This window comes from Chthonomonas sp., from assembly GCF_035294505.1.
Taxonomy (GTDB): Bacteria; Armatimonadota; Chthonomonadetes; order Chthonomonadales; family Chthonomonadaceae; genus Chthonomonas.
Genome location: NZ_DATGKU010000131.1, coordinates 1 through 25,649, shown reverse-complemented (window position 1 = coordinate 25,649; position 25,649 = coordinate 1). Strand labels below are relative to the sequence as shown.

Genomic DNA, 25,649 nt, shown 5'->3' with positions numbered 1-25,649 from the left:
ATCCGCGCACCTGGGTACACTTCAATTGAGGACGAGAAAGAAGGATACCTTCGTTTATAGTATATCATAGGAGTGTTTGTTGTGTCAAGTGATTCTCCAAAAATTTGCTAGTTTTTCACAGAAAAAAACAGAATAGGATGTCCGTTGGCGGAAAAATAGCCTTGCTGCGGGCTTTAGAGGGGCGACAAGGAGGGTGGGAGGGGCAGCTTTTTAGCTAGGAGATGGAAAAGATGCAAATTCTCCTGCTAGATAGCCCGTAGAATCGAATCGAAAGGTCTTTTTAGTTAGAGCTTGCATGTGCTATACTTATAATTGCCAAACAACATGGAAATAGGCGACTAAGCCTTTTGATGTGAAAGGAAAAGTAAACAGATATGACGACCACCACAGGAAAACGACGAGGGCGACGCCCGGCGCTCGATCCGGCCGATCGAAGGCGACTTGCGGCGCGCATTGCAAAGATGGTACTGGTTGATCGAATGGAGCAGAAGGAGATTCTGCAACAACTGCTAAGCTCCGAACCCAATTTAGCGCATATTGATGCGAGCACCATCTCTCGTCTCTACCGATTCGCTCTCGATAGCGGAATCGTGCGCGTTCATATTGATGAAAACGCGCCCTTCAAACCCCCGCGTGTAGACCATCTCGAACGGGAGCTGATGGCCGCCTATGGACTGCAAACTGCGATCGTGGCCGATATGTCGGGGCATTCCGAGACGCTCGAAAGCAGCCTTGCCGACGACCGTCTGCACCAGGCGTTAGGCCAACTGTGCGCAGACTATCTCGATACCATCATTCGCCAGAACGAAATCGTGGCACTCTCTTCCGGAAGAGCCGTGTTTTATACCTGCGAGAGCCTATTCAACAAGCATATCTACGATAAACGCAACGTGCGCGGTGTGAAAGTGGTGTCGTTGAACGGCAATATCGCTGCGGAAGTGTGGTCTATGGAAAGCCCCGACGCTCGCCGTGCCATGGATGCCGATATCAGCGGCTCTTGGCTTGCCCGCGCCTTCCCAGATGCCCAGCTTATTCGCCTGAGCCTGCCGGTGGCAGCCAAAACACCCGAGATGGTTTCCGAATGGCTATCTGAAGGGCCGGGCCGCTGGATTTCCCCGAAAGTCTGGGAGGAGAAGGCGCGACAAAGAGCGTTAGGCACGAGCACAGGGCTTGCGGCGGAAGACGATGTCTATGTGCCCACTCTCGCGCTCGTTGGCATCGGTGGTGTGCGCCCCAAATCAGGCCATCGCTTTATTGTGGGGCTTCATGAGCCGATGATGGGCAACCTCCAGCCCGAGTTGGGCAAGATGATCGATCTTATTGCGCGCTATACCAACAACGGCAAGCCCGGATTTACTTGCGCCGTGGGCGACCTCTGCAATCGCCTCTTTATCACTTTGGCCGCGCGCAAACATATGTCGCCCAGCGATCTAAAAGAGCTGGAGTCCTACGTGCAGGCCATCAACGATCGTCTGCTCTCCGTCACCATAGAGCAGCTTATGCTGGTGCCGAAGGTGGTTGTTGTTGCCGGCGGTGCTACCAAGTTCGATGCCATCTACTCGGTGCTTGAATGGCAGGCGATGGGCTGGAAACAGCCGATCGTTCACGATCTCTGCACCGACAGGGAGACGGCTGAGAGGCTGTTACAGGCACGCCGAAGCTCGCGTCGCAGTTGAGCTTTGAACGCGGTGAACACGATGGGGACTAGGGAGGGGGAGGCCTAAGCTTCCCCCTCTTCGCGATGTTGAGACTCCTCTTCGTCGTGCTCGATGGCGCGTAAAAGCTGTTCCGGTGGTGAATGGATCGCAGAGGGCGTTGTGGGACGGAGCAGTTCGTCGGGTTGGGCGGAGGATACGGGGGCGACGGTGCCTCTCAGCAGGGTGGCGCGTTCGGCAGCTAGGCGGGCTTTCGCGTGAAGATAGGGGAGACAGGCGCGTGCCGCATCGCGCACTTCCGCTTTTACTTCGGGTAAATCGCTCGTGGCTAACTGCTCTACCACGACTAAAGCGCGTTCATCGCCGATCTGCTCGAGGGCTTTCAGAATCGCTACCTGCATCTCCGAATCGCTGCTGGCCAAAAGCAGCAGCAAGGCATTCATCTGCTCGTTGTTAATGTATTTGGCATCGCTGGCTTTTACTTGGGGCAATAGGCGACGCAACGCCCTATCGGCCGCTTGGCGCACGAAAATATCGCGTTCGCGTGTCATTAAGGCGAGAGCGCCTACCGCACACGGATCGCCCGCCTTGATCACCGCATGAACCTCCTCGCGCAAGCGGCTTAATGTGCGCTCGGCCATGGCTGCGCTTCCCCCGCCCATTGCAAAGAGCCACCAAAACTGTATGACCTTAAATTGCGTGAGGTAGCATAAAAAGATAATAAAAGCTATCCAAAGAATGCGTACCGCCCACATGCGCCTTCGATAAAGGCGCAGTTTCTTGGCCGTGTCTAAAAGGCTCTCGATCTGCTTCTCGACCTCGCGCCGATGTGCCTCTACTTGTTCGGCGATAGGCTCTGTCTGGCGCTCTATACCCTCCTGCTGCGGCCGCGATTCGTTTTCAAAAAAGGACATGGTCTGCTTCCTTCACCCCCTCTCTTTATAGAATACGCCATAGAGAACCTTTCTGCGTTCAATGAGCATAAAAACTGACGGTTAGACCCCCAGAGGCGATAAAGCGCAACAAAACCAACGGTCTTTACGGGTAAGCTATAAAAAGACAGGAGCCGACATATTTTCGGATTAAAAGGAGGAACGAGTGTCGTTACGCACCCTGGCTGAACAGGTGATTCACAAAAAGCGCTTCGCTCTTTGCGGAGATGGCACTACGGACGAGGCGCTTTTTCAACTCTATCGCCAGCTGAAAGCGGCAGGATATCGTGTTTACTTAGTGCATCCTCAACAAAGTGAACTTGACGGTGACCCTGTGTACCCCTCGCTAGATAACATCGCCGATCCACTTGACTGCGTAGTCATTGCAACATCGCCTGAACAGGCGCTGGAGATCGTGCGCGTTGCAGGGCATCTGAAGATTCCGTATCTCTGGTTGCAGCCCGGCAGCGACTCGCTTGCAGCTCTTAACACGGCACGCTATTTTGGGTCGCAAGCCGTTATAGGCTATGACCTTAAAGAGCTTCTCCAATGGCGCCAGCAGAGCCTGATGGCCTCTTAGCGAGACTGTGCTCGGCAAGCCTGAAGGTAGTGGCGCAGATGTGCCAGCGCAAGATGGATGTTTTCTGGGCGCATATCGCGCGTGCTAGCGATATTGCTGATGGCACGTATCTCGCATACCGGGATGCCTTTTTGATGTCCGATCTGCGCCACAGCAGCCCCCTCCATACTTTCAAAATCGGCCTGAAAGAGGGAGCGGCGCAGCTGGGCTGTTTCCGGTGTGCCCGTGCACTGATTGACGGTGCAGCCCCGACCTCGCTTTACATTGAACCGCATATCCTGTGAGGCGGCAACCCACTCGTCGGGCAGGGCAAGGGACAAAGGAGTGGTGTAGAGGGAATGGCTAAAGGGCGCTTCGCGAATTGGGCGGAAAGAAGGAGGTTGAGGCAACTCGAAGCCGATGTCGCCGTAGGTTTCCGATTCGGCAAGCACAATGTCGCCGATCTGAAGGCCGCTGTGGGGATAGGCTCCCGCGATTCCGATGTGCAGCAAGAGGCGTGGTTGGAGCGAATCGAGAAGCGGATAGAGTGTGGCGAAGGTGGCTGGGATACCTACGCCTGTGCATGCCCAAGCGACCGTTTTCTGGTAGCCCCAGGCCGTCTGTAGGGAGATCGGGGCGACCTCATGCTCGGGCCAAAAAGCGGCAAGCTCTTGAGGGGTTGCTGCGCAGACCAACATAGAGACCTCTTTAGGAGGTCTTTGTGGTGTTGAGAGGTTGGATGCGATCATGGGTATTCGGTGTGACGAGCGCCGGGAAAGTTTGCGCCAAATAGGCTGTATAGTCCTGCCATAGGCGGACGGAGTCGGGGTGACCACAGTGCTGAGGGCTGTTGGGTGGGTTGAGAAGCCCGTGCGTCTGATAGCAGAGGATGGTTTCAACATGGGGAGCGATGGCTACGAGTTGGCGTAGGATGCGGTCGAAGTTGGCGGGAATGAGGGCGCTTGCATAGGTTGCTCCTTCAAACTCGAACAGCTCTACATCTGCCCAAAGCTTTGGGGCGGGGCCTCTCTGGGCGGCCTGTGTGTGCAGACGATGTAGGCGTGCGTAGATGGCATCTAGCTCTTCCACTTTGGTTTTTCTCACCCCCACCTCGTCTTGATAAGCGATGAAATCCACTCCCGCCTGGCCGAGGGTCAGAAGTTGGGCGATAAACGTTTCATCCTCTTGCACCTGCCGTGTGCCGTAGGGGGCGATGAGAATGCGGTGGTGGGGTGAGAGGGAATGAAGGTATTGCGCGAAGGCGGGCAGGAAACGCATCATGTTATCGCTGAAATGGCCGTGTATCTCGGCTTCGTTGGGCACATACCAGCCATAGAACGCTCTAGAAGCGCCATAACGCTCTAGCAGCTCTTGCGCCAGAGCTTGATGCCAGGCGAGATAGTCGGGTGCGTCGCTGGTCTCCTCTGTTGTGTGTCCGTAGAATCCGGCGCTGACAAAAACTTTAAGGCCATGCTCCTCCGCCGCCTCTAAGACCGCTGCAATGGGGTCGGCACAGGCCAGATCGTGTTGTGGCATCATGCGAGATGGATAGAAAGCGCAGTTGTCTAGGGCGGAGGACATCAGCACTACATACTCCAAATTGAGCTGGGCCATTTCGGCAATTTTTCCTCGCCACTGTGCATCGGTGAAACGGCGGGTGGTTGCATTCCAGTAGTCCCCATCGTGGGGATTCTGGTGCTGGAAATCCATCCAAGAGCCTTGAAGACGTTGTGGAGCTGACATCGAATGGGTACCTTTCCTAAATCGAATCGGTTACGGAGGATGTTCCAAAGAGCAGACGGGCGAGTGCTGCCGGAGTATCACAGAGCGCGGTTGGCTTTTGAGCTTCGAGCAGGGGACGAGGCGCTGCCCCCCAGGTAACCGCGATGGAGCGAATCCCCGCGGCCTGAGCAGCTTGCACATCGTGCACGGTATCGCCGATATAGACGGCAAGAGGGCGTTGCGCCGGAGGAATGTGAAGGCACTCTAGAGCTGCAAGGAGGCCATCTGGAGCCGGCTTTGGATTGGGGGTATCGTCTGCAGTGATGACCACATCCACATCGTCGGCGATGTTAAGGCGGGGCAGGGTGTTGGCGATTTCGGCGCGATTTTTGGAGGTTACCAATCCGGTAGGAAAGCCACGGCGCTTGCCTTCTTTAAGGATGGAGATCACAGGCATCAAAATGCGCTCCCGATCACGATGCGCCTCATAGTACTCGATGAAGGCGCGAATGACGGTGTTTTCGTCCGTGCCAAAGGCTTCCGGCTCGCCAAATACCCTTATCTGGTGTTTAAGCGGTGTGCCGATAAGCGCACGAAGTTCGGTCTCTGAAAGAGTTCGATGGTAGAAACGATTGTAGATATGGTCGAGTGCTGCCGCGATCAATTTGGTGGTATCAATCAGCGTGCCGTCAATATCCCATAACAGACACGAGGGGGTTGGTTCAAGCATCAGATAATGATCACCTCATGAACGCCCTGGCGGATGTCGCCGATGATAGAGGCCACCTCGCCGGCCTCATTAAGGCAGTTTACGATCAGGGGGGCTTGCTCTGGGGGTACGATGAGTACCATCCCGATGCCCATATTAAACGTGCGATACATTTCCGGTTCCGGAACGCCTCCTTTTTCTTGGATAAGCGTGAAAATAGGAGGCACATTCCAACTACGACGATCGATGGTGATGGAGCAGTCGGGCGGCACGACGCGCGGAATGTTTTCATAAAAGCCACCACCGGTGATATGGGCCATAGCGTGGATATCGAAGGAGGTGAGTAGAGGCAAGACGGAGGGCGCATAGCAGCGATGGATGGCTAGCAGCTCCTCACCAAGCGTACGCCCCAGGCATGGAATATGTTCGTAGAGAGACAAAGGCTCAGGGCCTTCTAACAAGGCTTTGCGTGCCAAGGAAAAGCCGTTGGTATGCAGTCCATTAGAAGCCAGCCCGATCACGGTGTCTCCGGGAGCCACCTTTGTGCCATCAATGATACGATGCCGATCTACAATACCAACGATGCAACCCACCAAATCGTACTCCCCTTCGGGATAGAGGCCCGGCATCTCCGCCGTCTCCCCCCCGATCAAAGCGCAGCCTATGGCTTTGCAGGCCTCCGATAGTCCGCGTATGATCTCTTCCGCGACGACAGGAACGAGACGACCCGTTCCGAAGTAGTCAAGGAAGAAGAGGGGCCGTGCGCCTTGCACTAAGATGTCGTTAACGCAGTGATTGACGAGGTCTTGACCTATGCTACTATGCGAGCCGAGCTGAGCTGCTATCTTCACTTTGGTGCCGACACCGTCAATGCTGGAGACCAGGACAGGGTCGGTATATCCTTCGATGCCACTCAGGGCGAACATGCCACCAAAGCTGCCGATATCGGTTAGCACCTGAGGTGTGAAGGTGCTGCGCACATGTTCACGCATCCGATGGACGGCCTCATTCGCGGCATCTATATCCACGCCCGCATCGCGATAGGTGAGGCGCAGGTCGCTCATCGGTTCGTTCCCTCCTCTGCGGAGAGTTCGTAGGGCCGGAATCGGAAACTGGAGGGCATTTTTCCCTCCACACGCCCCACAATGCGTCCCTCACGAGTGATTGTGCCCATGAGGGAGCCATCTGGAGTAATCTGGATGCGTCCAACGTTGCCGAGATTATCCCTTAGCACGACGGTGCCCTTGCAACGGGTTTGCCAGCCGATCAAGTTTTCAAAAACATCTATTTCGGTTTCCATTTGCACCGTGTAGTTCCCCGTGAGGTTGATCTGAAGCGTGTCGGTAAGAGGCCGAGCGGGCATAAGGCCCGACAGGTGCGTTGTTCCAAAGGTGCGTGTGCCGCGAACTTCCGGTCCGTCTGGGAGCGCTACGGCATAGTCGAGGCGGAGGGTGGGCGAGTTAGCGCCTATAACAACGGTAGCCACGGCTTGCGTTTGCGGATGATGTTTGGTGATGCTGGGTTGAGAGGAAGAGAGGTTCAGGCCCAGTGGCACTCCTTCGATGGATGCGGCCGTAAATCGCAGCAGGTAGTCCGCGCAGTGACCAAGTGCCGTGGCGGAGCTATCGGGCAGACAGCGCGCGGCTTCGCGAAGCGCCTCCGTTTCAAGAAGCGCCTCGGTAAGCACTTCCGCCACATTCTGCCCCGATCTCTTCGCCGTATAAAGACGGGCTGCTACGGCAGCCGCTGTGGCTCCTGTGGCGACAAGAACAACGGGCAGTGAAATGCGTTTGTTTATATCCATCAGAAAGTCCTCCTTGTCAACGCCCCCCGCCTTGATGTCGGGGGCTTGCATCTCATGCGGAAACCGAAGCCTCCGATGGACACGATACGCTAGTTGACGACAGCACGTCGGAAGGGGAAGACCAACCGACAAGGTATTTGTCTCGAATGTTCTCAGCCGCATTGAAATCCGCGTTGCGACGATACCCACCTAAAGCACGGGTGTCCGCTGCGTTGATTTTTATGGTTTGTGCCACGCCCTGGGTCTACTCTTCGGTATCGTTTAGGTCTAATAGGCTCTCTTCTGGGCCGGTACCCACATGGGCAAGGCGTTTTACAGGCTCTTCGAGCATCATCTTCGTCAGCTTGACCTGTTGTGGAATGGGCACCGGGTATTTACCGTCGAAGCAGGCACGGCAGAAATTGTCTCGGCCCATATCAATGGCGCGCAAAACGCCTTGAAGAGAGAGGTATCCTAAAGAGGTTGCGCCGATAAGCTGTCGTATCTCCTCAACGGAATGGCGGGCTGCCACGAGTTCATCTTGGTCGGCCATATCAATCCCATAGAAGCAGGGATATTTTACCGGTGGGGCCGTGATACGAACATGAACTTCGGCGGCGCCGGCTTCAAAGAGCATTCGCACAAGCTTATCGGTGGTGGTACCGCGCACAATGGTATCGTCCACCATAACCACCTTACGGCCGGCCAGGGTCTCTTTAAGGGGGGTATACTTCATGCGCGCGCCCATATCCCGCATGCGTTGGCTGGGCTGGATAAAGGTACGCTGAATGTAGCGGCTCTTAATAACCCCTTCTCCGTAGGGAATGCGCGATACCTCGGCGTAGCCTAGTGCTGCCGGGGTGCCTGTGTCGGGGATCGGGATCACGACATGAGCGCCTGGGCAGGGATGTTCGCGGGCCAGCTCTTGCCCCATTCTTCTGCGCACGGTGTGCAAGGTGCGGTTGTAGAGCATGCTATCGGGCCGGGCGAAATAGATAAATTCGAGCAGGCAGGTGGCACGTCGCTGCATAGGGACGGCCTGAATCTCTTGCAGCCCATGTTGGCCGATAGAGATGATCTCGCCGGGTTCCACTTCGCGAAGATAGTTGGCGCCGACGGTGGTGAGGGCACAGCTTTCTGAAGCAATAACGTAGTGTCCGTTGCCCAACCGACCTAGGCACAGGGGACGTATGCCGCATGGGTCACGCACGCCCAGCAGTTTTTCAGGGGTCAGCACAACGAGCGAGTAGGCCCCTTTAATGCGCCCCATAACTTCTCGCATGGCGGCCTCGATGTTGCCACGGTAGACCCGGGCAAGCAGTTGCGCAATGACTTCACTATCGTTGGTAGTCTCAAAATTGCAGCCTTCTGCTTCGAGTTCGTTACGGAGTTCGGAGGTGTTGATGAGGTTACCGTTATGGGCGACGGCGATGGGGCCGCAGCTTGAGAAACCAACAAGCGGTTGTGCATTACAAAGCACGCTTGATCCGGTGGTAGAGTAGCGGGTATGGCCGATAGCGCTGATGCCTTGAAGGGCGCGAATGCGCTCCTCATTAAAAACCTGCGTCACAAGCCCCATCTCTTTATGCAGGCGAATGCTGTGGCCATCCGACACGGCGATGCCGGCGCTCTCTTGCCCTCGGTGTTGAAGGGCAAACAGACCGAAAAAGGCGATTCGGGACACCTCTTCACCGGGGGCATAGATGCCGAAGATTCCGCACTCCTCTTTGGGGCTATCGGTGTCGTGGTGGTTGCACCCGTCTTTTAGCAAATAGTTATCCATGTCTGTTACCCTAGCCTTTCTCAAGCCGCGGAATGGCCGCTCTGCATTCGGCGGGGGATGGCTTGACGCCACACTTGAGCTAACTGCGCGATGGGCAGGTCAATGAGGTCTGTCATTCCCTGGGCGATATAAAGGCGATCGCCGCCGACGGTTCCGATCCAGTGGGGTCGTACGTCGAACTCAATGGCGAGATGCTCGACCCGTTTAAGCGCTTTATCGTCTTTAACCGAGATCACCACGCGTCCTTGCGCCTCTCCGAAGAGAACGGCAGCAAGCGGCAGGGTAAATTCGGTTGGTGAGAGGAGCACACGGGCGCCCAAATTTCCTAAGATAGCACACTCGGCCAAGCAAACGGCCAACCCTCCTTCGGAAATATCGTGACAAGAGGCTAGCAGGCGCTCGCCGATCAGTTGAAGCAGCAGTTTATGGAGCCGCTCTTCTCCTAGCAGGTCTATATGCGGGGGGCACCCGGCCTCTTTTCCGTGAATCAGGCTCAAATATTCGCTGCCACCGAGGCCACCGGAGGGGTCTTGGTAGGCCTCGAGTAGGAGAAGGATATCTCCTTCACGCCGAAACGCCGGTTGGCAACGGCGGCTGAGGTCGTCGAGGATACCCAGCATCCCAATGGTTGGGGTGGGATAGATGGGGCCGTCGGGAGTCTCGTTGTAGAAAGAGACATTTCCGGATACTACGGGTATTTGAAAAGCCTCGGCGGCCGCTGCGATGCCTTCTACGGCGCGGCGAAACTGCCAGAATCGGTCGGGCTTTTCTGGGTTCGCAAAGTTCAGGTTATCGGTGATGCCCGCGGGACGCGCACCCACGCAAACGACGTTTCTTGCCGCCTCCGCCACAGCGATTTGCGCGCCGATGAAGGGGTCAAGATAGCAGTAGCGGCTGTTACCGTCTATAGTGAGCGCAATTCCCTTCTTGGAACCACGAATGCGCAGCACGGCTGCGTCGGCTCCCGGAGCATAGACCGTTTGAGTTTGCACCATGCTATCATACTGTTCGGTAACCCACTCTTTGCTGGCAAGGGAGGGGCTATCTAAGAGACGCAACAGGCACTCCGAGCAAGAAGGGGCGGTGCTCTCCTCCTCTTCGGGGCGTGGGTCGGGCAAGGCAAGCGGGTTAAACTGTTGGAGGGCACGCACGGTAGCGGGTTCTTCGGTCTCTAAGTAGTAAGTTGGGCAAGAATCGGTGAGTGCTTTAGCGGGTACTTCGGCCACTACGGTCTCTCCATCGCACACGCGCACCATGCCGTCGCTTGTGACATGGCCGATGACGACCGCATGAAGCCCCCATTTGCGAAAGATGGCAATTACATTCTCCTCTGTTCCTTTACGTGCGATGCAGAGCATCCGTTCCTGCGACTCGGAGAGCATGATCTCATAGGGGGTCATATTGGGTTCGCGAAGGGGCACTTTGCGGACGTCAATTTCTATGCCTGTGCCGGCTTTCGAGGCCGTTTCACAGGTGGAACAGGTGAGGCCTGCAGCCCCCATATCTTGAATTCCCACAATGCAACCGGAGGCAAGCGCTTCAAGAGTGGCCTCGATAAGCAGTTTTTCCATAAAGGGGTCGCCCATCTGCACGTTGGGGCGTTTGCTTTCGCTATCCGGCCCTAGCTCCACGCTGGCGAAGGTGGCACCGTGGATACCATCCTTTCCTGTGCTGCTGCCCACATAGATCACGGGGTTGCCCACTCCTTCGGCGACGGCTCGGGCGATCTTTGTTCGCTCCACCACGCCTACGGCCATGGCGTTAACGAGCGGGTTACCGCTGTAGCAGGGGTGGAAGTAGATTTCGCCGGCCACCGTAGGCACCCCAACACAGTTGCCGTAGTGACTGATTCCGGCCACCACATGTTCGAAAAGATAGCGATTGCGCGGCTCTTCTAGCGGTCCGAACCGCAGTGAGTTGAGGTTGGCGATGGGACGTGCGCCCATCGTAAAGATGTCGCGCAGAATGCCTCCCACTCCGGTCGCCGCACCTTGAAAGGGTTCAACCGCTGAGGGGTGGTTGTGCGATTCGACTTTAAACACGATGCCAAGCCGCTCATCAAGGGGCACCACGCCGGCGTTTTCAAGGGCGCCGCGCTCTTGAGCTTCCCGGTAGTTCTTAAAGAGGGTTAAAATCGGGCGGGAGTATTTGTAGCCGCAATGTTCCGACCACATCACGGCGAACATGCCAAGTTCGGTCAGTGTGGGTGCTCGGCCTAGCAGTTGGCAAATGCGGGCATACTCGGCGTCATTCAAGCCCATTTCCCGCACGACTTGCGGCTCAATCACGCGAATACTCTCCTCCTCTTTCGTCGGTGCGCCTCCCTGTGCCCTAATGGTCAACAAATAACATTCCAAAGCACCTTTAAGTATAGCGCATGAGCGGCGGAGGGGTCAAATATTGGGCTAAATCGGGGGGTATTCATGTTACGTGGTCAAGTTTGCCGCGGTATCCCTCTAGGGATCTCCTATTGTCTCTTTCCCTTGAACGTCCTATCCACGCCAGGTTGCTTTCTGGATAACCGAGAATCGATCTTTACTGCCGAAATCCTTATAAATCCTTATACAGGTTTTCTGTCAGGGAACCGTGTGGATCGTTCGTTTTCTCTTGTATTCCAATAAGTTCCGTTATAACAAGTAGGAACTCAACACTAAATTCGCCAACGTTATCGAGTTCTTTAAATCGTTCGGCGTCTTTTAGTTTAAAGTGTTGGAGTACCGGTGGAAAGCTATTTATTGGTTTAATTTGACCGAGCATATCCAGTATGTAGTCTCGCAGTTGCATAGTCAAAGATGGGTTGTATGCATGTTTAACGTACGTTTCCACAATGATGTGCACATGTCGTGGCGTACGTTCTCGTTTGTCAGGCTCCTTAAACTTGACAATAAAATCAAATTCGGATTGTTGTTTCTTCCCTGGATAAACCCGAATCTCAACATTTTTCGTTGTAACATAGATAATGTGCATCTCTCTGGCGGCTCTTCAATATTTCACGAAGAATATAAGGCTATTGAAGTAATGCAGCCATCTAACCGACGGAAACCATTTCCTCATGAAGCCACCTCATAAACAAGAAGATAGCTGTGCACAATGTCCAATGGACGAATCGGGCACAGCTCGTTCCTTGAGGTTGCCATCCGCGAGGAGTGCTGTAGGGGTATGTCCGGATAAGAGACGACAATAATCTCTTTCAACTTTGCCTGAGGAAACGCAGCCAGGGTTTTTACGGTAATTTGGGCAAGAGGAATAAGGCAGTTATCCACTCGAATATCTTTAGTATGTACTACAAAAAAGTCTCCTTTCGAGAGTATGTTGCAGACGGCATCGGCTAAATTCCGCATTGCCAAGCGATACTCTTTCGGGGTTAACGGGGGCGCATCATGGTCGCTCTCTATCATTGACAAATGCCGTTCAGCAGAACGAACGTTTCCATATCTCATAACCAGGTTTGTAACGGCGGATTTGGGTAGGACGAATTCGCCGTGAGCATCCTTTTGCGTAGGAGATGAGGATATCCAGACGGTAGTCGTTTCCTTGAGGTTGCCCTCCACGATATGTTCTCCATCTTCAGGAAAAGAGGGTGTTTTGAGAGTAGGGCAGGGGAGAGTAGGTCTATTGTCTAACAGCAGTTCGTGTCTGTTAATTTCATGTGTAGCACCTTTAGTATTCGTTAAGAGGTCATTTGCTAGTTCTCCATCCTCCTCATTATGGTTTGAAAATATGCGATTTGCTAAGACACCGTGATTTGGTTTTTCAAAGATCGGCAAGTACTCATGGGCAAGGAGGAGAAAGTTATGTTGGAGGCTCTTTTCCGTCCAGAAGCCGGTGGTTTTGCAGTTATGCTGACGCTTAATAACCAATTCCTTCAACAAAAAGCCTCGCTTGAGAAACACTTCTATGAGATCAAATCCAATAGGCACCACATATTTTTTGTAACGTGCGTCGCCGATCAGAACAGCACACATTTTCCCGGGTCTTAGGACGCGAAAACATTCTGCAGCAACCTTTTGCATTTCTAAAAGAAAAGTTTCTCTATCGAGGTTAGAAAGGTCGCCCTGAACGCTATCACTATAAGATATGATGCCCGCATAGGGCGGATGAGCACAAATAAGATCAATGGAGTCATCCGGTATACCTAGAAGATGGCGTGCATCGCCCACAGAGACTTCCGGTTCGTAGATCGGCAGCTCTGTAAAGAGGGATGATGGCGGGTTGAAGTTTAAGTTTTGGAGAGTAAGTTGGACACTTGCCGGATTAATATCGCGTGCAAGGCATCGGCGACCGAGAAGCTTGGCCTCAACAGCCGTTGTGCCGCCCCCTGCAAAGGGATCGAGCACAAGTTCACCAACATGGGTATATCTTAAGATGAGGTTACGAGGGATGTAGGGAGACCAGTTGCCTCGGTAACGTCCATCATGAGTCGCCCAATTACCACGTTGTTTATAGCTCCAGACGGAGGTGGTTTCTAGCTGAAAATGAGCTGGTGCCCATGCTTTAATCGGTTTAGGACGGAGGTCTGATACTCCTTTTCCTGTATGCCCACCGGTGAGGGAAACATTGAGGCTATAGGTCTGTGTGATCAGATTCTCGAGTTGTTTGAAGGAGAGGCCGAATAGAATCCCTACTTGCTGATCGCTCATCCTTGCTCGTTTGGCGTGAAGGACGGCTTCAATAAGTGCCTGCTCGCCATGTTCGGCGCGTATGTGATCTCCGAGGTGCTCCTGGCTCGGCGTGCCACATATGGGACAGGCGATACGTGTTTGTAGGAGTGGCTTCATTATGCGTACCTTATGAATACTCAAAGTTAAGAATAGCATAGGGTAGGTTGTGCTGTCAATGAACGGAACGTGGTTAGTTAAGTTAGAAATGCACATTTTTTGAAGGCAAAACATAAACGGGTCTTGCCTCTTTGGATAGACCTGGACGGAAAACAGGTAGTTAGAGCTTTTAAATTTAGAGCAGGTTGCAAGGCAACCTGCTCTAGCTGGCTTCTAGAAGGAAAAGAAGAGTTAGTTGCTGTTATTGCCGCCGCTGGGGGCTGGGTTTTGCCGGCCACCATTACGATTGCGCTGGCGGTTGCGGCGATTCTGCTCCTGTTTCTTTAGCCATTCATCGAACTTTTTCTGTTGGTCGGCATTTAGAACTTTGCGAATAGCTGCGTCGGTATCCTTGCGAATCTGCATAAACTTTTGCCGACGCTGTTGCGGGGTTAGAGAGGTGTCTTGACGGAGCTGGCGCATCTGATCGCGCTGCTTTTTCATGATGTCCTGAATCTGTTGTTTCTGGCTGTCGGTGAGATTGAGGCTGTTGAGGAACTGCAGAAACCCGTTGTTACGCCGATTTGGGCGCTGTTGTTGGCCGCTAGGTGCCGACGGAGGCTGGCCCTGAAGCGCATGGGCCTTCGGCGCTGCGAAGCCCAACAGCGTTATCGAAGCAAAGGCAAGGGCCGCCAGTCCACCACGAAACGTTCGACGGTTCATAGGTCGTCTCTCCTTTAATGGAATAGAGTTTGTTGGTGTATTCGGGAAGGAACCTCTAGCTCCTTCGTGAGGTATAGACGACGACATCGCCCAAAAGTTTTGCTGAATTTTGAACCTCTGCAGAATATTGCTGAAACCAAATATTGGAAGACAGAGTAATCTCTATAACCGAACTGGATTAGGAATAGGAGATGAACAGATGACTACAGCGGCGGTGCAGGCAACGGTGGTAACGTTGCTAACCTTAATAGCTACTTGGGCCGGTCTGCTAATGGCTGTGGCACTTCTACTGCCTGCTGCCACACAGGTTGCGGAACACCATTTACAGACCTCAAAAGCGCGCTCGTTTGTGCTAGGGCTGGTACTTCTCATAGGCATTGGGATCGGTTTTAACCTTTTTCGTGCGGGAAACCCGCTCGCCAAACTGTTAGGTTTTGGCAGCCTTGAGCTGTTTGGTGCCTTGTTGGTGTTAGGTGCGGCGGGCATTGCCCAACTTATTGGGCGACGTGGGGAACCGGAGGTGGAGAAACCAAACTTTCGTAATCTGTTGCGAGGCAGTCTCACGCTCAGTCTCGCAATGGGGTTCCCCTTTATCGGGTGGTTTTTGTTCGCCCCGTTGGCCGTTGTGTTTGCTTTAGGAGCGGGTCTTTTGTCGGTGTGGCCGGAGCGCCGTCTACATCCTACCGCATTACCGCCCGTGATTTCTGGGGGAGGGCCTACGCACGAGGGATTGAACCACTAAAGTCGTTCTAGGGGAGCACCACCATGACGGATGTGCAGAGGGGTTATCGCGCTTTGCGGCTTTCTCGAAGAGAGTGGTTTACGCGCTGTTTACAGGCCGGAGGAGCCGCATCTGGGGCGTTATTGTTGGGAACCGGCTGTCATTTGCCAACGCCCACGTCGCTTGGAATCGTTCCATCGCCGCCACAATGGTTGCCACCGCCCCGCAACGCGCAGCTTGCCGCCGACGTTTGGAGGGTGTTGAATCGCGCCGCCTTTGGCCCTACACCCGGGCTAGTTACTACTGTCGCCGGTGTGGGCATCGCCCATTGGCTTGAAGAACAGTTGGCCGATGCGATGCCGGAAGACCCCTATCTTGCATGGCATGTACGTGGTTTAGATACCCTTCAAACCGAGCAGGATGATCCCAATGAGCTGTTTGCAGAGCCGAACGAGCAGTTGGTGATCGAGACCGGCAAGGCCGCCTTGTTACGAGCAATCTACAGTCGTCATCAGCTGCGGGAGGTGATGGCCGATTTCTGGACGAACCACTTCAATATCTATGCATTGAAGCTCGATGGACGTGCCCTCATTCCCACCGACACGGAGCGTGTTATTCGACCGCATATCTTTGGCCGCTTTGAGGAGATGTTACAGGCCTCTGCCCGCAGCCCCGCCATGTTGACCTATCTAGACAACAGAGAGAATAAAAAGGGTATCCCCAACGAGAACTATGCACGGGAGCTAATGGAGCTTCATACGGTTGGAGTGCATAGTGGCTACACCCAATACGACATCATGCAGGTCGCACGCTGTTTTACAGGGTGGAGCGTTGGCGATGGATTTCGAGAAGCGCAGTTTGTTTTTCGGTCGAAGTGGCACGATGAGGGCGCCAAACAGATACCTTTTCTCCATCTCTCCCTTCCCCCCAACGGGGGTCAACGGGACGGTGAAAAGGTGCTCAGCGCACTTGCACACCATCCTGCCACGGCACATTTCCTCGCCGCCAAACTGTGTCGCCATTTCCTCGGCAGTGCGCCGCCTGAGCTGGTGGAGCGCGCCGCTCGGGCCTATCTGAAAGACGATACCTCCATACGTGCTCTGTTGCGGCCTATTTTGCTAGATGGGCTGATCCATGCAGAGCTGTGTCGGCCGGTTTTGAAGCGCCCTCTCGATCTTGTGGCCTCCGCCTTACGGTGTTTGGCCGCAGAAACGGATGGGGGAGATGGTTTGCAAACCCATCTTGAGAATATGGGGCAGCCTCTATACCAATGGCCGATGCCCGACGGTTTCCCGGAGAAGACATCGGCCTGGGCGAGCGCCCTATTGCCAAGGTGGCAGTTCGCTCTAGCGCTGGCAACGCAGGGCATCCCGCAAACCCGAATCGATCTGGAAGCTCCGCTGAAAGCGCGGAATGGCCGAGAGGAGCAGAGGGTGGATATCTATCTGGAAACCGTTTTTGGACGCCCTGCGGAGGCTCCGGAGCTTGCTAGAGTTCGCGGAATACTGCAAAGGCATTTCCGGCGTGCCCTTTCGGCCGGTGTCCCAAGCGAGATATGTCGGGCGGAGCTTGTGGCGTTGATGCTTGCCGCCCCAGAGTTTCAGTGGAAAGGATAGGAGACCAATGCCGAAGTCGCTTCCTTATCGAGAGACGCTGAGTGGCTCAGCCCTTCGCTCGGCTACGGGCGAGGGGATGCAGGCAGACAGCTCGGCTTTGACGAGTGTGACCATCGGGCCTCGTGCCCATAAGGTAGGCCCCGATACGCTGGTGGTGATCTTTTTGCGGGGTGGTGCCGATGGGCTGAACATCGTGGTGCCCTATGGCGACGATGATTACTATCGGCTGCGTCCCACCCTGGCTATTTCCAAGGCGAAGAGTTCTCAGGGAAGTGCCAAGGGGTGTGTTCTGCCTCTCGACGATTTTTTCGGCCTCCATCCGGCTCTTTCACCGCTGTGGCCGGCTTGGCGAGAGGGACAGCTTGCCTTCGTTCATGCCATAGGCTCCGGCGACCATACGCGCTCCCACTTTCAAGCCATGGCCGCCATGGAGAGAGGGCTTGCTGAGGATGCGGGCGGAGCGGCAAGCGGCTGGTTGGCCCGACATCTATTGACAACGGAGGCAAAGGAGGTTGCCCCGTTGCGCGCCGTGGCCGTTTCCGACACGCTCCCGGAATCGTTACGGGGGGCGCCGGGGGCAACCGTACTCCAATCCCTATCGGATTTCTCGTTATCTACTGCCTATTCTCTACCTACGGGCAGCCATAACCGCGTTTTTCATAAGGAGTTGCAGGCCCAGCGGCTAACTGCTTTGCAGGATACCCTGCACCGTATGTACGATATAGCCGGTGCCCAGTCTTCTGAAGCGCGAACCCTTATGCAGGGGGGAACCGCATCACTAAAGGCCATGAAAGCCATCCATGCTCTCGACCCGGAACACTATCGGCCTGAGCATGGAGCGGTCTATCCAAAAGACGACATGGGGCACGGACTACAGCAGGTAGCCTGCTTAATTAAGGGGCGCATCGGTTTAGAGGTTGCCTGTCTTGATATGACCGGATGGGATACCCACGTAGAACAGGGCGGGGCCGTGGGTTGGCAGGCATCGCGCCTGAGCGCTTTGGCGAAGGCTTTAGCCGCGTTCCTATGCGATTTGGGACCGCTGACAAACGAAGTAACGGTGGTTGTTATGACCGAATTTGGGCGTCGAGCCTATGAAAACGCTGCAGGAGGTACCGATCACGGACGGGCTGGGGTGATGATGGTGATGGGTGGAGGGATTCGGGGTGGAAAAGTTTATGCGAAGTGGCCCGGTCTACAGAGTGAGGGGTTAGAAGGCCCCGGAGACTTGAGGGTCACGACAGATTATCGGGATGTCCTGGCCGACATCCTGCTTCATCGCTTGCGGAACCCACATATAGACGGCGTGTTTCCGAACTTTAAGCCTCATCTGTTGGGGCTTAGCGTGCCAAAAACCGTTTAAGCCGTTACGGGCTAGCTTGCCGCGAGGTCTGGGCGCGGGCCTAACTGTCTTCGTCTTTCAATGGCACGCAGGTAGCTCGCTTCGAGTTGAGGGCCGATGCGTTCGGCACTGTATTCTTGGAGCACTCTAGCTCTCGCTTTTGCCCCCAGTTCCCTGCGTAGGGAGGGATTTTGGAGAAGTTTCAGAATCGCTTGCGCCAGCCTATCCGGGCGATTCGGAGGCACTAAAAGGCCGCCATCTCCGTTGGCTAAAATCTCTTTCATTCCTCCTGCGTGGCTGCCTATAACGCCTCTACCGGCGGCCATTGCCTCCAGGCAGACGTAAGGAAAGTTTTCCCACAAACTTGGAAACACACAGATGTCTGTGGACGCAAGCAGAGCGGGGATTTGCTGGAGAGGAACCGGGTCATGAAACTCCACGCGATCACGCCATGCCCAGAGTTGTCGCATAAGGTAGGCCCGCATATCTAGCGGGGGACAAGGCGAGTCGAGAGGCCTCCCCACAAAACGAAAGCAGGCTTGTGGAAATTGGTGCAGCACTTTAGGGATGGCTTTCGCCAGATCGAGCACGCCTTTGCGCAATTGCAGGCGTCCATGAAAAGTAATGGTGTGCGTGCAGGTATCCAGAGGGATATCGAGAAGCTCCTGGCTTGGCACATAGGGGTTGGGAATGCGATAGATACGGCTTTGATCGAGGTGGGCCATTTTTGTGACGAGGTTGGTTATGGCCCCTGAGATGCCCACGATCTCGTCGGCCTGGTAGAGGCAGGCCCGTTCGATGCGGTAAAGGGCGCTGTAGGGATTCCACGTTGGCTTCTGTCCATGACGCACCGCTCGGCGGCGAAGGCGGACTCGCTGCCATAGGGGTAGCTGTGCATCCCTTACGCGGCGTGCGAGAAAGTTAGGGGTATGGAGGCGTACCACGAAAGGAATATGTGGAACCAAGCGGAGGGCCTCGTAGGCCTCGGCTTGGTAATCGGGGCCTTCAAGCACATCGAAGTTCACCTCGCAATGTCGCTGAAGAAAGACAGGTGCGATAAGGCGAGGAAATTCGGCGCGGTCAGGGGTAAGCAGGCGGTGAACGTAAAAGGCATCTTCCTGCGTGGAGCTAGTACGTTGACGGCTTGCGGCAAATACCTCTACATGATGCCTGCGCTGCGCCAGGAGCGAGGCCGCTTGTTGTACATAGGTGGCGATGCCGCCATCCGCAGTGTCGGGTGGATACTCGTAGCTTATGAAGGCGATTTTCATGGATTTTCGATGTCGGGATCGGCGATGACGCCTTCGGGGAAAGGTTGCAGCGTAATGGTAACTTTGCGTTCACCGCGGGCATCAGGTCTTAGAATAAGCAGTTGTACCTTATCCCCTGGCTTATGTTGCTGAATGGCTTCCACCCCATCTTGCACACCCATAACCGCATGGCCATCTATTTTCAAAAGCACATCGCCTTCCTCTAAGCCGGCGGTATCTGCAGGGGATTCCGGCTCAACGCGGGCGATGAAGGCGCCTTGCTCCAGGCCAAGCCCCAGCTCTCTGGCCAGATTTTCCGGTACCGGCCCCAGCACCACACCCAGCCAAGGGCGCTTGCTGGGCGGTTCGGAGGGTTTTCCGTGTTCAATGAGTTGTAGGGCTATCTTTCGCACCTTATTGGAAGGGATAGCAAAGCCCAAACCGATATTGCCGCCGTTGGGATCGGAGCTAAGAATTGCAGTGGTGATGCCGATGAGTTGGCCGGCCGTATTGGCAAGCGCCCCTCCGGAGTTCCCTCGATTGATGGGGGCGTCGGTTTGAATGGCACCGTCGAGGTAGCGCCCTTCGCTCAGCTGAAGGTGCTGCCGATGCAGCGCCGAGATCACACCGGCGGTAACGGTGGAACCAAGGCCAAGCGGGTTGCCAACCGCAACACACGTTTGACCTACCTCAAGACGGTCGGAGTCGCCGAACTCGGCCGCGATAAGGTGCGAGGCCGGCACACGGAGAACCGCGAGGTCATTGGAGGGATCGCGCCCGATCACGCGGGCGTAGTAATCGCGCCCGTCGGGAAAGACCACGCGGATGCGTTCGGCCCCGTCAATCACGTGGTCGTTAGTGACGATGAACCCATCGGGTGAGATTACAACTCCTGACCCACGGCTACGAACTTCCCGATCGATGTAAAAAGGCAGCCCGCGGTCATCTCGTGCCGATTCCTTGCCGACCGTATCGAGACTAACAACGGCCGGTGCGATGCGTCGCACGGCGGAGACGATGGGCGATTCCTCAATAGGCACCTCACGCGGCGGTTGAGAGAGAATGGCAATGGCGCGACGGCGCGCCTGATCAAGAGGCAGAGGATGTGGAGAGACAATATAAAGAATAAGAGCGCCGACAAGGGTACCGACGATAAAGCCGACGAGCGTTGGGATATAGCGTGCTGTTTTCATACCGTTTTTCTTTCGCCTGAACTTCCCTCTGAAAGGATGGTATGTAGGAGATTGGCCATTTCAATGGCGGCGAGCGCGGCTTCCGATCCTTTATTGCCCGCTTTCGTGCCCGCCCTTTCAATGGCCTGCTCGATGTTCTCCACCGTGAGGATTCCGAAAGCGATCGGCAGGCCGGTACGTTCTATCACGCGATTGAGGCCGTTAACTACAGAAGAGGCCACATATTCGTAGTGGTCGGTGGCACCCCGTATGATGCATCCAAGAGCGATAAGAGCATCGAAGCGGCCGGAACGCGCCATAGCATGCGCTGCCAAGGAGATTTCAAAGCTTCCCGGCACGTAAACGACTTCGATCTTATCGGGTTGGGCTCCATGACGTTTTAAGGTGTCGAGCGCCCCATCGAGCAGTTGCTTGGTGATAAACTCGTTAAAGCGGCTTACCACAATGCCGAACCGCAGATTTTGGGCGGACAGATGTCCCTCGATGGTGCGATAGGTTGGCGGTAAGCTCATTATTTTTCCTCCTTTGTTGCAACGGCCTCAGTCGTGGACGGCTCGGCCCCGTTATCGGGAAGAACGAGGTCTTCCGGGGTAAAAATATGACCGAGCTTCTCGCGCTTGGTGCGAAGGTAGGCGATGTTATGCGGGTTTGGAGGAACACGTAGCGGCACGTGCTCCACGATAGAAAGGCCATACCCCTCCAGCCCGGCCACTTTGCGCGGGTTGTTGGTCATGAAGCGAATCTTCTTCAAGCCCAAATCCACCATCACTTGTGCGCCGATGCCATAGTCGCGCAAGTCGGGTTTAAAGCCGAGCATCTCATTGGCTTCCACCGTATCCGCTCCCTTCTCTTGTAGTTCATAGGCACGCAGTTTGTTGATAAGCCCGATCCCACGTCCCTCCTGTTCGAGGTAGATAAGAGCACCACAACCCTCTTCGGTTATCTTTTGAAGGGCGAGCTGGAGCTGGCTGCCGCAGTCGCAACGGAGCGAGTCGAGCAGGTCGCCGGTAACGCAGGAGGAGTGCACTCGCACGAGGGGAGCCTCCACGCTTTGCAGGTCGCCTTTCACGAAAGCCACAACGGCTGTAGGCTCTAGGTCGGTTTCGTAGGCATGCACAATAAGTTCTCCGTAGCGTTGTGTAGGCAGCCGTGTGGTGGCCACGCGACGGACAAGGCGCTCGGTACGACGGCGGAAGGCAATGAGATCGGCTACGGTGATGATCTTGAGATCGAAGCGCTGAGCGAGCCTTTGCAGTTCCGGCAATCGGGCCATGCTACCGTCCTCGCCGACGATCTCGCAAAGCACGCCTACCGGTTGAAACCCGGCCAACTTACAGAGGTCTACAGTCGCCTCCGTGTGGCCGGCGCGACGTAAAACCCCGCCCTCTACCGCCTGCAAGGGGATGATATGGCCCGGTCGCATGAGGTCGGAAGGTTTGGCGTTAGGGTCTACGAAGACGGCCACCGTGCGGGCACGATCATAGGCGGAGATACCGGTGGTCGTACCATGGCGTGCATCCACGGTAACGCTCATGGCGGTGCCGAGACGTGCCGTGTTTTCACTCACCATTGGGGGCAACTGCAGCTCCTCAAGCCGTTTTCGGGTGGTGGCCACGCAAGGAATGCCTTTGCCGTAAGTGATGAGGAAGTTCATCACTTCGGGGGTGCACTTTTCTGCGGCGACGACAAAGTCACCCTCGTTTTCTCTATCCTCATCGTCTACAACGATGAGGACCTTGCCTTGCTTTAGGTCTTCAATTGCCTCTTCAATGGTGTTAAACGCCATCTATCGCCTCCAAGCCACTTTTTAACTGTTGTCTTTAAATTAGCTTACGTTAAAACAGGGAAGTAGGTTCAAACGTACAGGCGGTGAGAGGGTTATCCGCACTTAAATCTCGCGACGCCATTGGAGGGCTGAGATGAGGGTTGCCTGGTCGGCATAATCCAACTCACCTCCTGCCGGCAGGCCATGGGCAATTTGGGTTACCTTCACGCCGAACGGTTTCAAGCGGCTGGCGAGATAGAGCGCCGTTGTTTGCCCCTCGGTTGTTGAGTTGAAGGCAAGGATGACCTCTTGAACGCCGTTGGCCACGCGCGGAAAAAGCTCGCGAATGCGCAGCATTTCCGGGGTGATGTTATCCATGGGCGAGATCAGGCCTTGCAGTACATGGTACAGGCCGTTGTACTCGTTGGTTTTTTCCATGGCGATCAGGTCGCGGGTTTCGGCAACGACGCAAAGCAGGGTGCGGTCTCTTTCCGGATCACGGCATATTTCACAAAGCTCTTGATCGGTGAAATTCGAGCACTCTTTGCAGAGACGAATAGTCTCTTTGACCTGTAGAATAGCTTCGGCAAGTTTTGCTGCTTCTTCCTTCGGCTGGCGAAGAAGGTAAAAAGCCATGCGTTGGGCCGATTTAGGGCCGACACCCGGCAGGCGCTCTAGCTCTGCGACAAGCTTAGCCAGCGGTTTTGGGTAGTGCAACATATGTTCTTCAACCCAACAGTCCTGGTGGAATGGGGCCAAGTGCGCCGGTGATCTCTTGGGCACGGGCCTCTTGCTCATTCTGGGCGAGTTGGGCCGCCTCCTTGCTGGCAGTAACAATGAGGTCTTCAATAAGCTCCACGTCGCCCATCTGGAGAACGTCGGGTTTAATTTTCACTCCGACGAGCTGCCCATAGCCGTTGACGGTTACGGTGACCATGCCCCCGCCGGCTTCAGCGGAAAACTGGGCGTTTTTCAGCTCCTCCTGCATCTTTTCGACGTTCTCTTGCATCTGTTTGGCCTGTTGCATCAGCTTTTGGAAGTCGCCCATGCCAAAGCCACCCGGCAGTCCACCAAAACGAGTCATGATTCTGGGTCTCCTTGTGTAGAGTTCGGTTTCTGTTTTCCGTTACGAATTAAAGGCTCTTCTTTTACTTCAACTACGGGAAAAACTTTGCACACTTCCGCCATGAACGGGTCAGGCGCTTCTTCCTGAGCGTGGGGGGTGGTAAATAGTTCGCCTTCTTCCGCTGATGGGGTTTGGGAAGGCGTTTCGACCGGAGAGTTGATGCGCTCTGAGGGCAAACGCGGCGCTTCCGGTTCTAGAGACGACGCAAGGGATGGGGTGGAGGATGGTGGCGATTGCGGTCGCGTGGTGGAAGGGGAAGCCTGTTCTTCCGAGAGAATGCACACGACCTGCAGTCCTTGCGTGCGCAGCACCTCATTAAGTTTTTTGATAAGCAACTCACGCCCTTTGGTCTGTATACGTTCTCTGGCAAAGTCATCCTTGAAAGCGAGCACCACCTGTTGGCCTTGCAGGTCTACTACTTCCCCTTTTTCAAGAAAGGCCTTGCCGGATGGGCTTATTTTCCCGAACCGCTCCACAACGGTGGGCCAGGCACGCCGGATAACCTCTAGGCTCACCTCTTCGGCGAAGCGAGCGTCGGCTTTGGGCGATGACTCAGAAGGGGCTGTATCGCCGGATTCGGCGTCAGGCGAGGGCTTTTCAGAGGGGGTTGGAGTGGCACCTGGATGCATCGGCTTGGGCACAGGCGTGGCTGTTGCGGAGGTCGGAGGCGGGCTGGGCACAGGAGAAACGAGTTCATTCGTGCTGACAGGTTCGACTGCACCGCGTTGCGGCTCAGGCGTTTGGGAAGGCGATTCATGCGCAAGCTGATGGAGGGTAGCAAAAGCGCGCTCGATGATCCAACGATGGTGATTGCTGAAGCGCACCTCCTGTTCGGCTTCGGCGAGCACACGCATCATCTCAAGCAGGGTGTTGGTGGTGAAGAGGTGTGCTTGTGGCTCCAACCATTTCACCCGTTCTTCGCCCATCTCTTGCAGAGCGACCTGTTTGGCACCGGCGGCAAGAACGGCCAGGTCACGCAGATGGCCTTGGAGGGAGGCGAGCAGTTGGCGCGCATCGGCACCCCCTTCTAGAAGCTCGCCGGCCAGGCGGAAAACGGCACCGAGGTCTTCCGTGGTAAGCACCTGCGTTACATGGGCGAGCGTATGGAAGTCCACGGCGCCAATGGCCTGCTGCACGGTTTGGGCGGTGATAGTTCCTTCGGAATAGGCCATAACCTGTTCGAGGAGGGAGAGCGCATCGCGCCAGGAGCCTTCGGCAGCACGGGCAATTTGATGAACGGCATCCGGCTCAATTTGAAATCCTTCCGCCTGCGCCACGCGCTCGATGGCCGTTCCAAGGTCTTGTAGGCTGCCGCGTCGAAACTGGAAGCACTGACATCGGGAACGGATCGTGATCGGAACCTTATGAAACTCTGTGGTTGCGAGAATAAACACTACGTGGGCGGGTGGCTCTTCGAGGGTCTTTAACAGGGCATCGAAAGCTTTTGCCGAGAGATCGTGCACTTCATCAATGATATAGACTTTGTATCGCGCTTCGCTCGGAGCGTACTGCACGTTTTCGATAACCTTTTCGCGAACATCATCAATGCCCGTTTCCGATGCGGCATCCATCTCAACGACATCAAGGCAGTTCCCTTCGCGAATGGCGACACAGAATCGGCAGGTTCCGCAGGGGTTGGGAGTTGGACCTTTTTCGCAGTTCAGGGCGCGGGCAAACAGGCGGGCTGTGGAGGTTTTTCCGCATCCGCGTGCGCCGTAGAAGAGATAGGCGTGCCCAAACCGTTTCGTGGCGATGGCGTTGCGGAGGGTCGTCGTGACGGCATCTTGCCCCATCAGTTCATCAAAATTTTGCGACCTGTATTTGCGATAGAGCGCAACGTAGGCCATAGGGCACTCATCCTATCCCACAGTAGGGCACTTGAAAGGGCGCAGGGCGCTCAGAGCCGGGTGAACAGGCCGCACCGGGCAGGCTAATCTTAAGGCTGCTTTCTTCCGAACCTGACCTGGTTCGATTGCCTACCTGTGCAGCTGGCCCGGCTCTCAACGCCCTGCG

The 25,649-nt window shown here is 55.3% G+C and carries 23 protein-coding genes and 1 other RNA gene; 5 read left to right on the top strand and 19 right to left on the bottom strand.

From position 1 onward, the window contains the following. Positions 1-374 precede the first annotated feature (374 nt). Complete coding sequence (locus VKV18_RS07770; protein ID WP_324203640.1) at positions 375-1,676, top strand: sugar-binding domain-containing protein; 1,302 nt, start codon at positions 375-377, stop codon at positions 1,674-1,676. A gap of 44 nt (positions 1,677-1,720) precedes the next feature. On the opposite strand, the gene VKV18_RS07765 is transcribed toward VKV18_RS07770, so the two are convergent. Further along, positions 1,721-2,569 carry a hypothetical protein gene (locus VKV18_RS07765; protein WP_324203639.1) on the bottom strand — a complete coding sequence of 283 codons (849 nt, stop codon included), beginning with the start codon at positions 2,567-2,569 and terminating at the stop codon, positions 1,721-1,723. A 184-nt stretch (positions 2,570-2,753) separates the two neighbouring features. Here VKV18_RS07765 and VKV18_RS07760 point away from each other — a divergent pair, with 184 nt between their 5' ends. Further along, a complete protein-coding gene (locus tag VKV18_RS07760; protein WP_324203638.1) occupies positions 2,754-3,167 on the top strand; it encodes a CoA-binding protein in 414 nt (137 codons plus the stop codon). On the opposite strand, the gene mqnB is transcribed toward VKV18_RS07760, so the two are convergent. From mqnB to VKV18_RS07710, 10 genes are all read right to left on the bottom strand, one after another. Further along, positions 3,164-3,844 (bottom strand): futalosine hydrolase, encoded by a 681-nt coding sequence (gene mqnB, locus VKV18_RS07755; protein ID WP_324203637.1) that lies wholly within the window; start codon positions 3,842-3,844, stop codon positions 3,164-3,166. The genes VKV18_RS07760 and mqnB overlap by 4 nt on opposite strands. Positions 3,845-3,854: 10 nt before the next feature. Next, complete coding sequence (locus VKV18_RS07750) at positions 3,855-4,889, bottom strand: DUF4434 domain-containing protein (RefSeq protein WP_324203636.1); 1,035 nt, start codon at positions 4,887-4,889, stop codon at positions 3,855-3,857. Between the two features lie 16 nt (positions 4,890-4,905). Beyond that, entirely contained in the window at positions 4,906-5,598 is a 693-nt protein-coding gene (locus VKV18_RS07745) for an HAD family hydrolase (protein WP_324203635.1), read from the bottom strand. Next, complete coding sequence (purM, locus tag VKV18_RS07740; RefSeq protein WP_324203634.1) at positions 5,598-6,641, bottom strand: phosphoribosylformylglycinamidine cyclo-ligase; 1,044 nt, start codon at positions 6,639-6,641, stop codon at positions 5,598-5,600. Before purM ends, VKV18_RS07745 begins: the two co-directional genes overlap by 1 nt. After that, positions 6,638-7,381: a hypothetical protein gene (locus VKV18_RS07735; RefSeq protein ID WP_324203633.1), complete on the bottom strand. Its 744-nt coding sequence runs from the start codon at positions 7,379-7,381 to the stop codon at positions 6,638-6,640. The genes purM and VKV18_RS07735 overlap by 4 nt, the downstream gene beginning before the upstream one ends. A gap of 244 nt (positions 7,382-7,625) precedes the next feature. Continuing rightward, positions 7,626-9,143 carry an amidophosphoribosyltransferase gene (gene purF / locus VKV18_RS07730; RefSeq protein ID WP_324203632.1) on the bottom strand — a complete coding sequence of 506 codons (1,518 nt, stop codon included), beginning with the start codon at positions 9,141-9,143 and terminating at the stop codon, positions 7,626-7,628. A 20-nt stretch (positions 9,144-9,163) separates the two neighbouring features. Continuing rightward, a complete protein-coding gene (gene purL, locus VKV18_RS07725; RefSeq protein ID WP_345786401.1) occupies positions 9,164-11,404 on the bottom strand; it encodes a phosphoribosylformylglycinamidine synthase subunit PurL in 2,241 nt (746 codons plus the stop codon). A 289-nt stretch (positions 11,405-11,693) separates the two neighbouring features. Continuing rightward, a complete protein-coding gene (locus VKV18_RS07720; RefSeq protein WP_324203630.1) occupies positions 11,694-12,110 on the bottom strand; it encodes a hypothetical protein in 417 nt (138 codons plus the stop codon). 83 nt (positions 12,111-12,193) lie between these two features. Then, positions 12,194-13,783, bottom strand: coding sequence for a TRM11 family SAM-dependent methyltransferase (locus VKV18_RS07715; protein ID WP_324203629.1), 1,590 nt, complete (start codon positions 13,781-13,783; stop codon positions 12,194-12,196). Positions 13,784-14,152: 369 nt separating this feature from the next. Beyond that, entirely contained in the window at positions 14,153-14,623 is a 471-nt protein-coding gene (locus tag VKV18_RS07710; RefSeq protein ID WP_324203628.1) for a hypothetical protein, read from the bottom strand. Positions 14,624-14,822: 199 nt separating this feature from the next. Between VKV18_RS07710 and VKV18_RS07705 the strand changes: the two genes are divergently transcribed. The 3 genes from VKV18_RS07705 to VKV18_RS07695 are packed head-to-tail and all read left to right on the top strand — an operon-like array spanning position 14,823 to position 18,323. Beyond that, positions 14,823-15,365 (top strand): hypothetical protein, encoded by a 543-nt coding sequence (locus tag VKV18_RS07705; RefSeq protein WP_324203627.1) that lies wholly within the window; start codon positions 14,823-14,825, stop codon positions 15,363-15,365. A 23-nt stretch (positions 15,366-15,388) separates the two neighbouring features. After that, positions 15,389-16,960: a DUF1800 domain-containing protein gene (locus tag VKV18_RS07700; RefSeq protein WP_324203626.1), complete on the top strand. Its 1,572-nt coding sequence runs from the start codon at positions 15,389-15,391 to the stop codon at positions 16,958-16,960. Between the two features lie 7 nt (positions 16,961-16,967). Then, positions 16,968-18,323, top strand: a complete 1,356-nt coding sequence (locus VKV18_RS07695) for a DUF1501 domain-containing protein (protein ID WP_324203625.1) — start codon at positions 16,968-16,970, stop codon at positions 18,321-18,323. Positions 18,324-18,334: 11 nt separating this feature from the next. Here the strand turns inward: VKV18_RS07695 and VKV18_RS07690 are convergent, their stop codons facing one another. The 8 genes from VKV18_RS07690 to ffs form a co-directional block, all read right to left on the bottom strand. Continuing rightward, positions 18,335-19,573 (bottom strand): glycosyltransferase family 4 protein, encoded by a 1,239-nt coding sequence (locus VKV18_RS07690; RefSeq protein ID WP_324203624.1) that lies wholly within the window; start codon positions 19,571-19,573, stop codon positions 18,335-18,337. Beyond that, positions 19,570-20,745: a S1C family serine protease gene (locus VKV18_RS07685; RefSeq protein WP_324203623.1), complete on the bottom strand. Its 1,176-nt coding sequence runs from the start codon at positions 20,743-20,745 to the stop codon at positions 19,570-19,572. The genes VKV18_RS07690 and VKV18_RS07685 overlap by 4 nt, the downstream gene beginning before the upstream one ends. Further along, positions 20,742-21,257, bottom strand: coding sequence for a 6,7-dimethyl-8-ribityllumazine synthase (ribE, locus tag VKV18_RS07680; protein WP_324200388.1), 516 nt, complete (start codon positions 21,255-21,257; stop codon positions 20,742-20,744). Before ribE ends, VKV18_RS07685 begins: the two co-directional genes overlap by 4 nt. Beyond that, on the bottom strand, positions 21,257-22,531 hold the full coding sequence (locus VKV18_RS07675) for a bifunctional 3,4-dihydroxy-2-butanone-4-phosphate synthase/GTP cyclohydrolase II (RefSeq protein WP_324203622.1): 1,275 nt from the start codon (positions 22,529-22,531) through the stop codon (positions 21,257-21,259). The genes ribE and VKV18_RS07675 overlap by 1 nt, the downstream gene beginning before the upstream one ends. A gap of 102 nt (positions 22,532-22,633) precedes the next feature. Beyond that, the gene (recR, locus tag VKV18_RS07670) at positions 22,634-23,230 is read right to left on the bottom strand and encodes a recombination mediator RecR (protein WP_324203621.1); all 597 of its coding nucleotides are present in this window, start codon (positions 23,228-23,230) and stop codon (positions 22,634-22,636) included. 7 nt (positions 23,231-23,237) lie between these two features. Next, positions 23,238-23,594: a YbaB/EbfC family nucleoid-associated protein gene (locus VKV18_RS07665; protein WP_324203620.1), complete on the bottom strand. Its 357-nt coding sequence runs from the start codon at positions 23,592-23,594 to the stop codon at positions 23,238-23,240. After that, positions 23,591-25,483 (bottom strand): DNA polymerase III subunit gamma/tau, encoded by a 1,893-nt coding sequence (dnaX, locus tag VKV18_RS07660; protein ID WP_324203619.1) that lies wholly within the window; start codon positions 25,481-25,483, stop codon positions 23,591-23,593. Before dnaX ends, VKV18_RS07665 begins: the two co-directional genes overlap by 4 nt. Before the next feature lie 51 nt (positions 25,484-25,534). Next, positions 25,535-25,635: signal recognition particle sRNA small type (ffs, locus tag VKV18_RS07655), an RNA gene on the bottom strand. Between the last annotated feature and the right edge of the window lie 14 nt (positions 25,636-25,649).

What these genes read in the sequence shown, in the direction of transcription:
- VKV18_RS07735 (WP_324203633.1), bottom strand. Translation starts at nt 7,381, where the DNA reads ATGGATATAAACAAACGCATTTCACTGCCCGTTGTTCTTGTCGCCACA.
- VKV18_RS07700 (WP_324203626.1), top strand. Translation starts at nt 15,389, where the DNA reads ATGACGGATGTGCAGAGGGGTTATCGCGCTTTGCGGCTTTCTCGAAGA.
- recR (WP_324203621.1), bottom strand. Translation starts at nt 23,230, where the DNA reads ATGTTGCACTACCCAAAACCGCTGGCTAAGCTTGTCGCAGAGCTAGAG.
- ribE (WP_324200388.1), bottom strand. Translation starts at nt 21,257, where the DNA reads ATGAGCTTACCGCCAACCTATCGCACCATCGAGGGACATCTGTCCGCC.
- dnaX (WP_324203619.1), bottom strand. Translation starts at nt 25,483, where the DNA reads ATGGCCTACGTTGCGCTCTATCGCAAATACAGGTCGCAAAATTTTGAT.
- VKV18_RS07705 (WP_324203627.1), top strand. Translation starts at nt 14,823, where the DNA reads ATGACTACAGCGGCGGTGCAGGCAACGGTGGTAACGTTGCTAACCTTA.
- VKV18_RS07690 (WP_324203624.1), bottom strand. Translation starts at nt 19,573, where the DNA reads ATGAAAATCGCCTTCATAAGCTACGAGTATCCACCCGACACTGCGGAT.
- purL (WP_345786401.1), bottom strand. Translation starts at nt 11,404, where the DNA reads ATGGGCTTGAATGACGCCGAGTATGCCCGCATTTGCCAACTGCTAGGC.
- VKV18_RS07765 (WP_324203639.1), bottom strand. Translation starts at nt 2,569, where the DNA reads ATGTCCTTTTTTGAAAACGAATCGCGGCCGCAGCAGGAGGGTATAGAG.
- VKV18_RS07665 (WP_324203620.1), bottom strand. Translation starts at nt 23,594, where the DNA reads ATGACTCGTTTTGGTGGACTGCCGGGTGGCTTTGGCATGGGCGACTTC.
- VKV18_RS07745 (WP_324203635.1), bottom strand. Translation starts at nt 5,598, where the DNA reads ATGCTTGAACCAACCCCCTCGTGTCTGTTATGGGATATTGACGGCACG.
- VKV18_RS07675 (WP_324203622.1), bottom strand. Translation starts at nt 22,531, where the DNA reads ATGGCGTTTAACACCATTGAAGAGGCAATTGAAGACCTAAAGCAAGGC.
- VKV18_RS07715 (WP_324203629.1), bottom strand. Translation starts at nt 13,783, where the DNA reads ATGAGCGATCAGCAAGTAGGGATTCTATTCGGCCTCTCCTTCAAACAA.
- VKV18_RS07695 (WP_324203625.1), top strand. Translation starts at nt 16,968, where the DNA reads ATGCCGAAGTCGCTTCCTTATCGAGAGACGCTGAGTGGCTCAGCCCTT.
- VKV18_RS07710 (WP_324203628.1), bottom strand. Translation starts at nt 14,623, where the DNA reads ATGAACCGTCGAACGTTTCGTGGTGGACTGGCGGCCCTTGCCTTTGCT.
- purF (WP_324203632.1), bottom strand. Translation starts at nt 9,143, where the DNA reads ATGGATAACTATTTGCTAAAAGACGGGTGCAACCACCACGACACCGAT.
- VKV18_RS07750 (WP_324203636.1), bottom strand. Translation starts at nt 4,889, where the DNA reads ATGTCAGCTCCACAACGTCTTCAAGGCTCTTGGATGGATTTCCAGCAC.
- mqnB (WP_324203637.1), bottom strand. Translation starts at nt 3,844, where the DNA reads ATGTTGGTCTGCGCAGCAACCCCTCAAGAGCTTGCCGCTTTTTGGCCC.
- purM (WP_324203634.1), bottom strand. Translation starts at nt 6,641, where the DNA reads ATGAGCGACCTGCGCCTCACCTATCGCGATGCGGGCGTGGATATAGAT.
- VKV18_RS07720 (WP_324203630.1), bottom strand. Translation starts at nt 12,110, where the DNA reads ATGCACATTATCTATGTTACAACGAAAAATGTTGAGATTCGGGTTTAT.
- VKV18_RS07770 (WP_324203640.1), top strand. Translation starts at nt 375, where the DNA reads ATGACGACCACCACAGGAAAACGACGAGGGCGACGCCCGGCGCTCGAT.
- VKV18_RS07685 (WP_324203623.1), bottom strand. Translation starts at nt 20,745, where the DNA reads ATGAAAACAGCACGCTATATCCCAACGCTCGTCGGCTTTATCGTCGGT.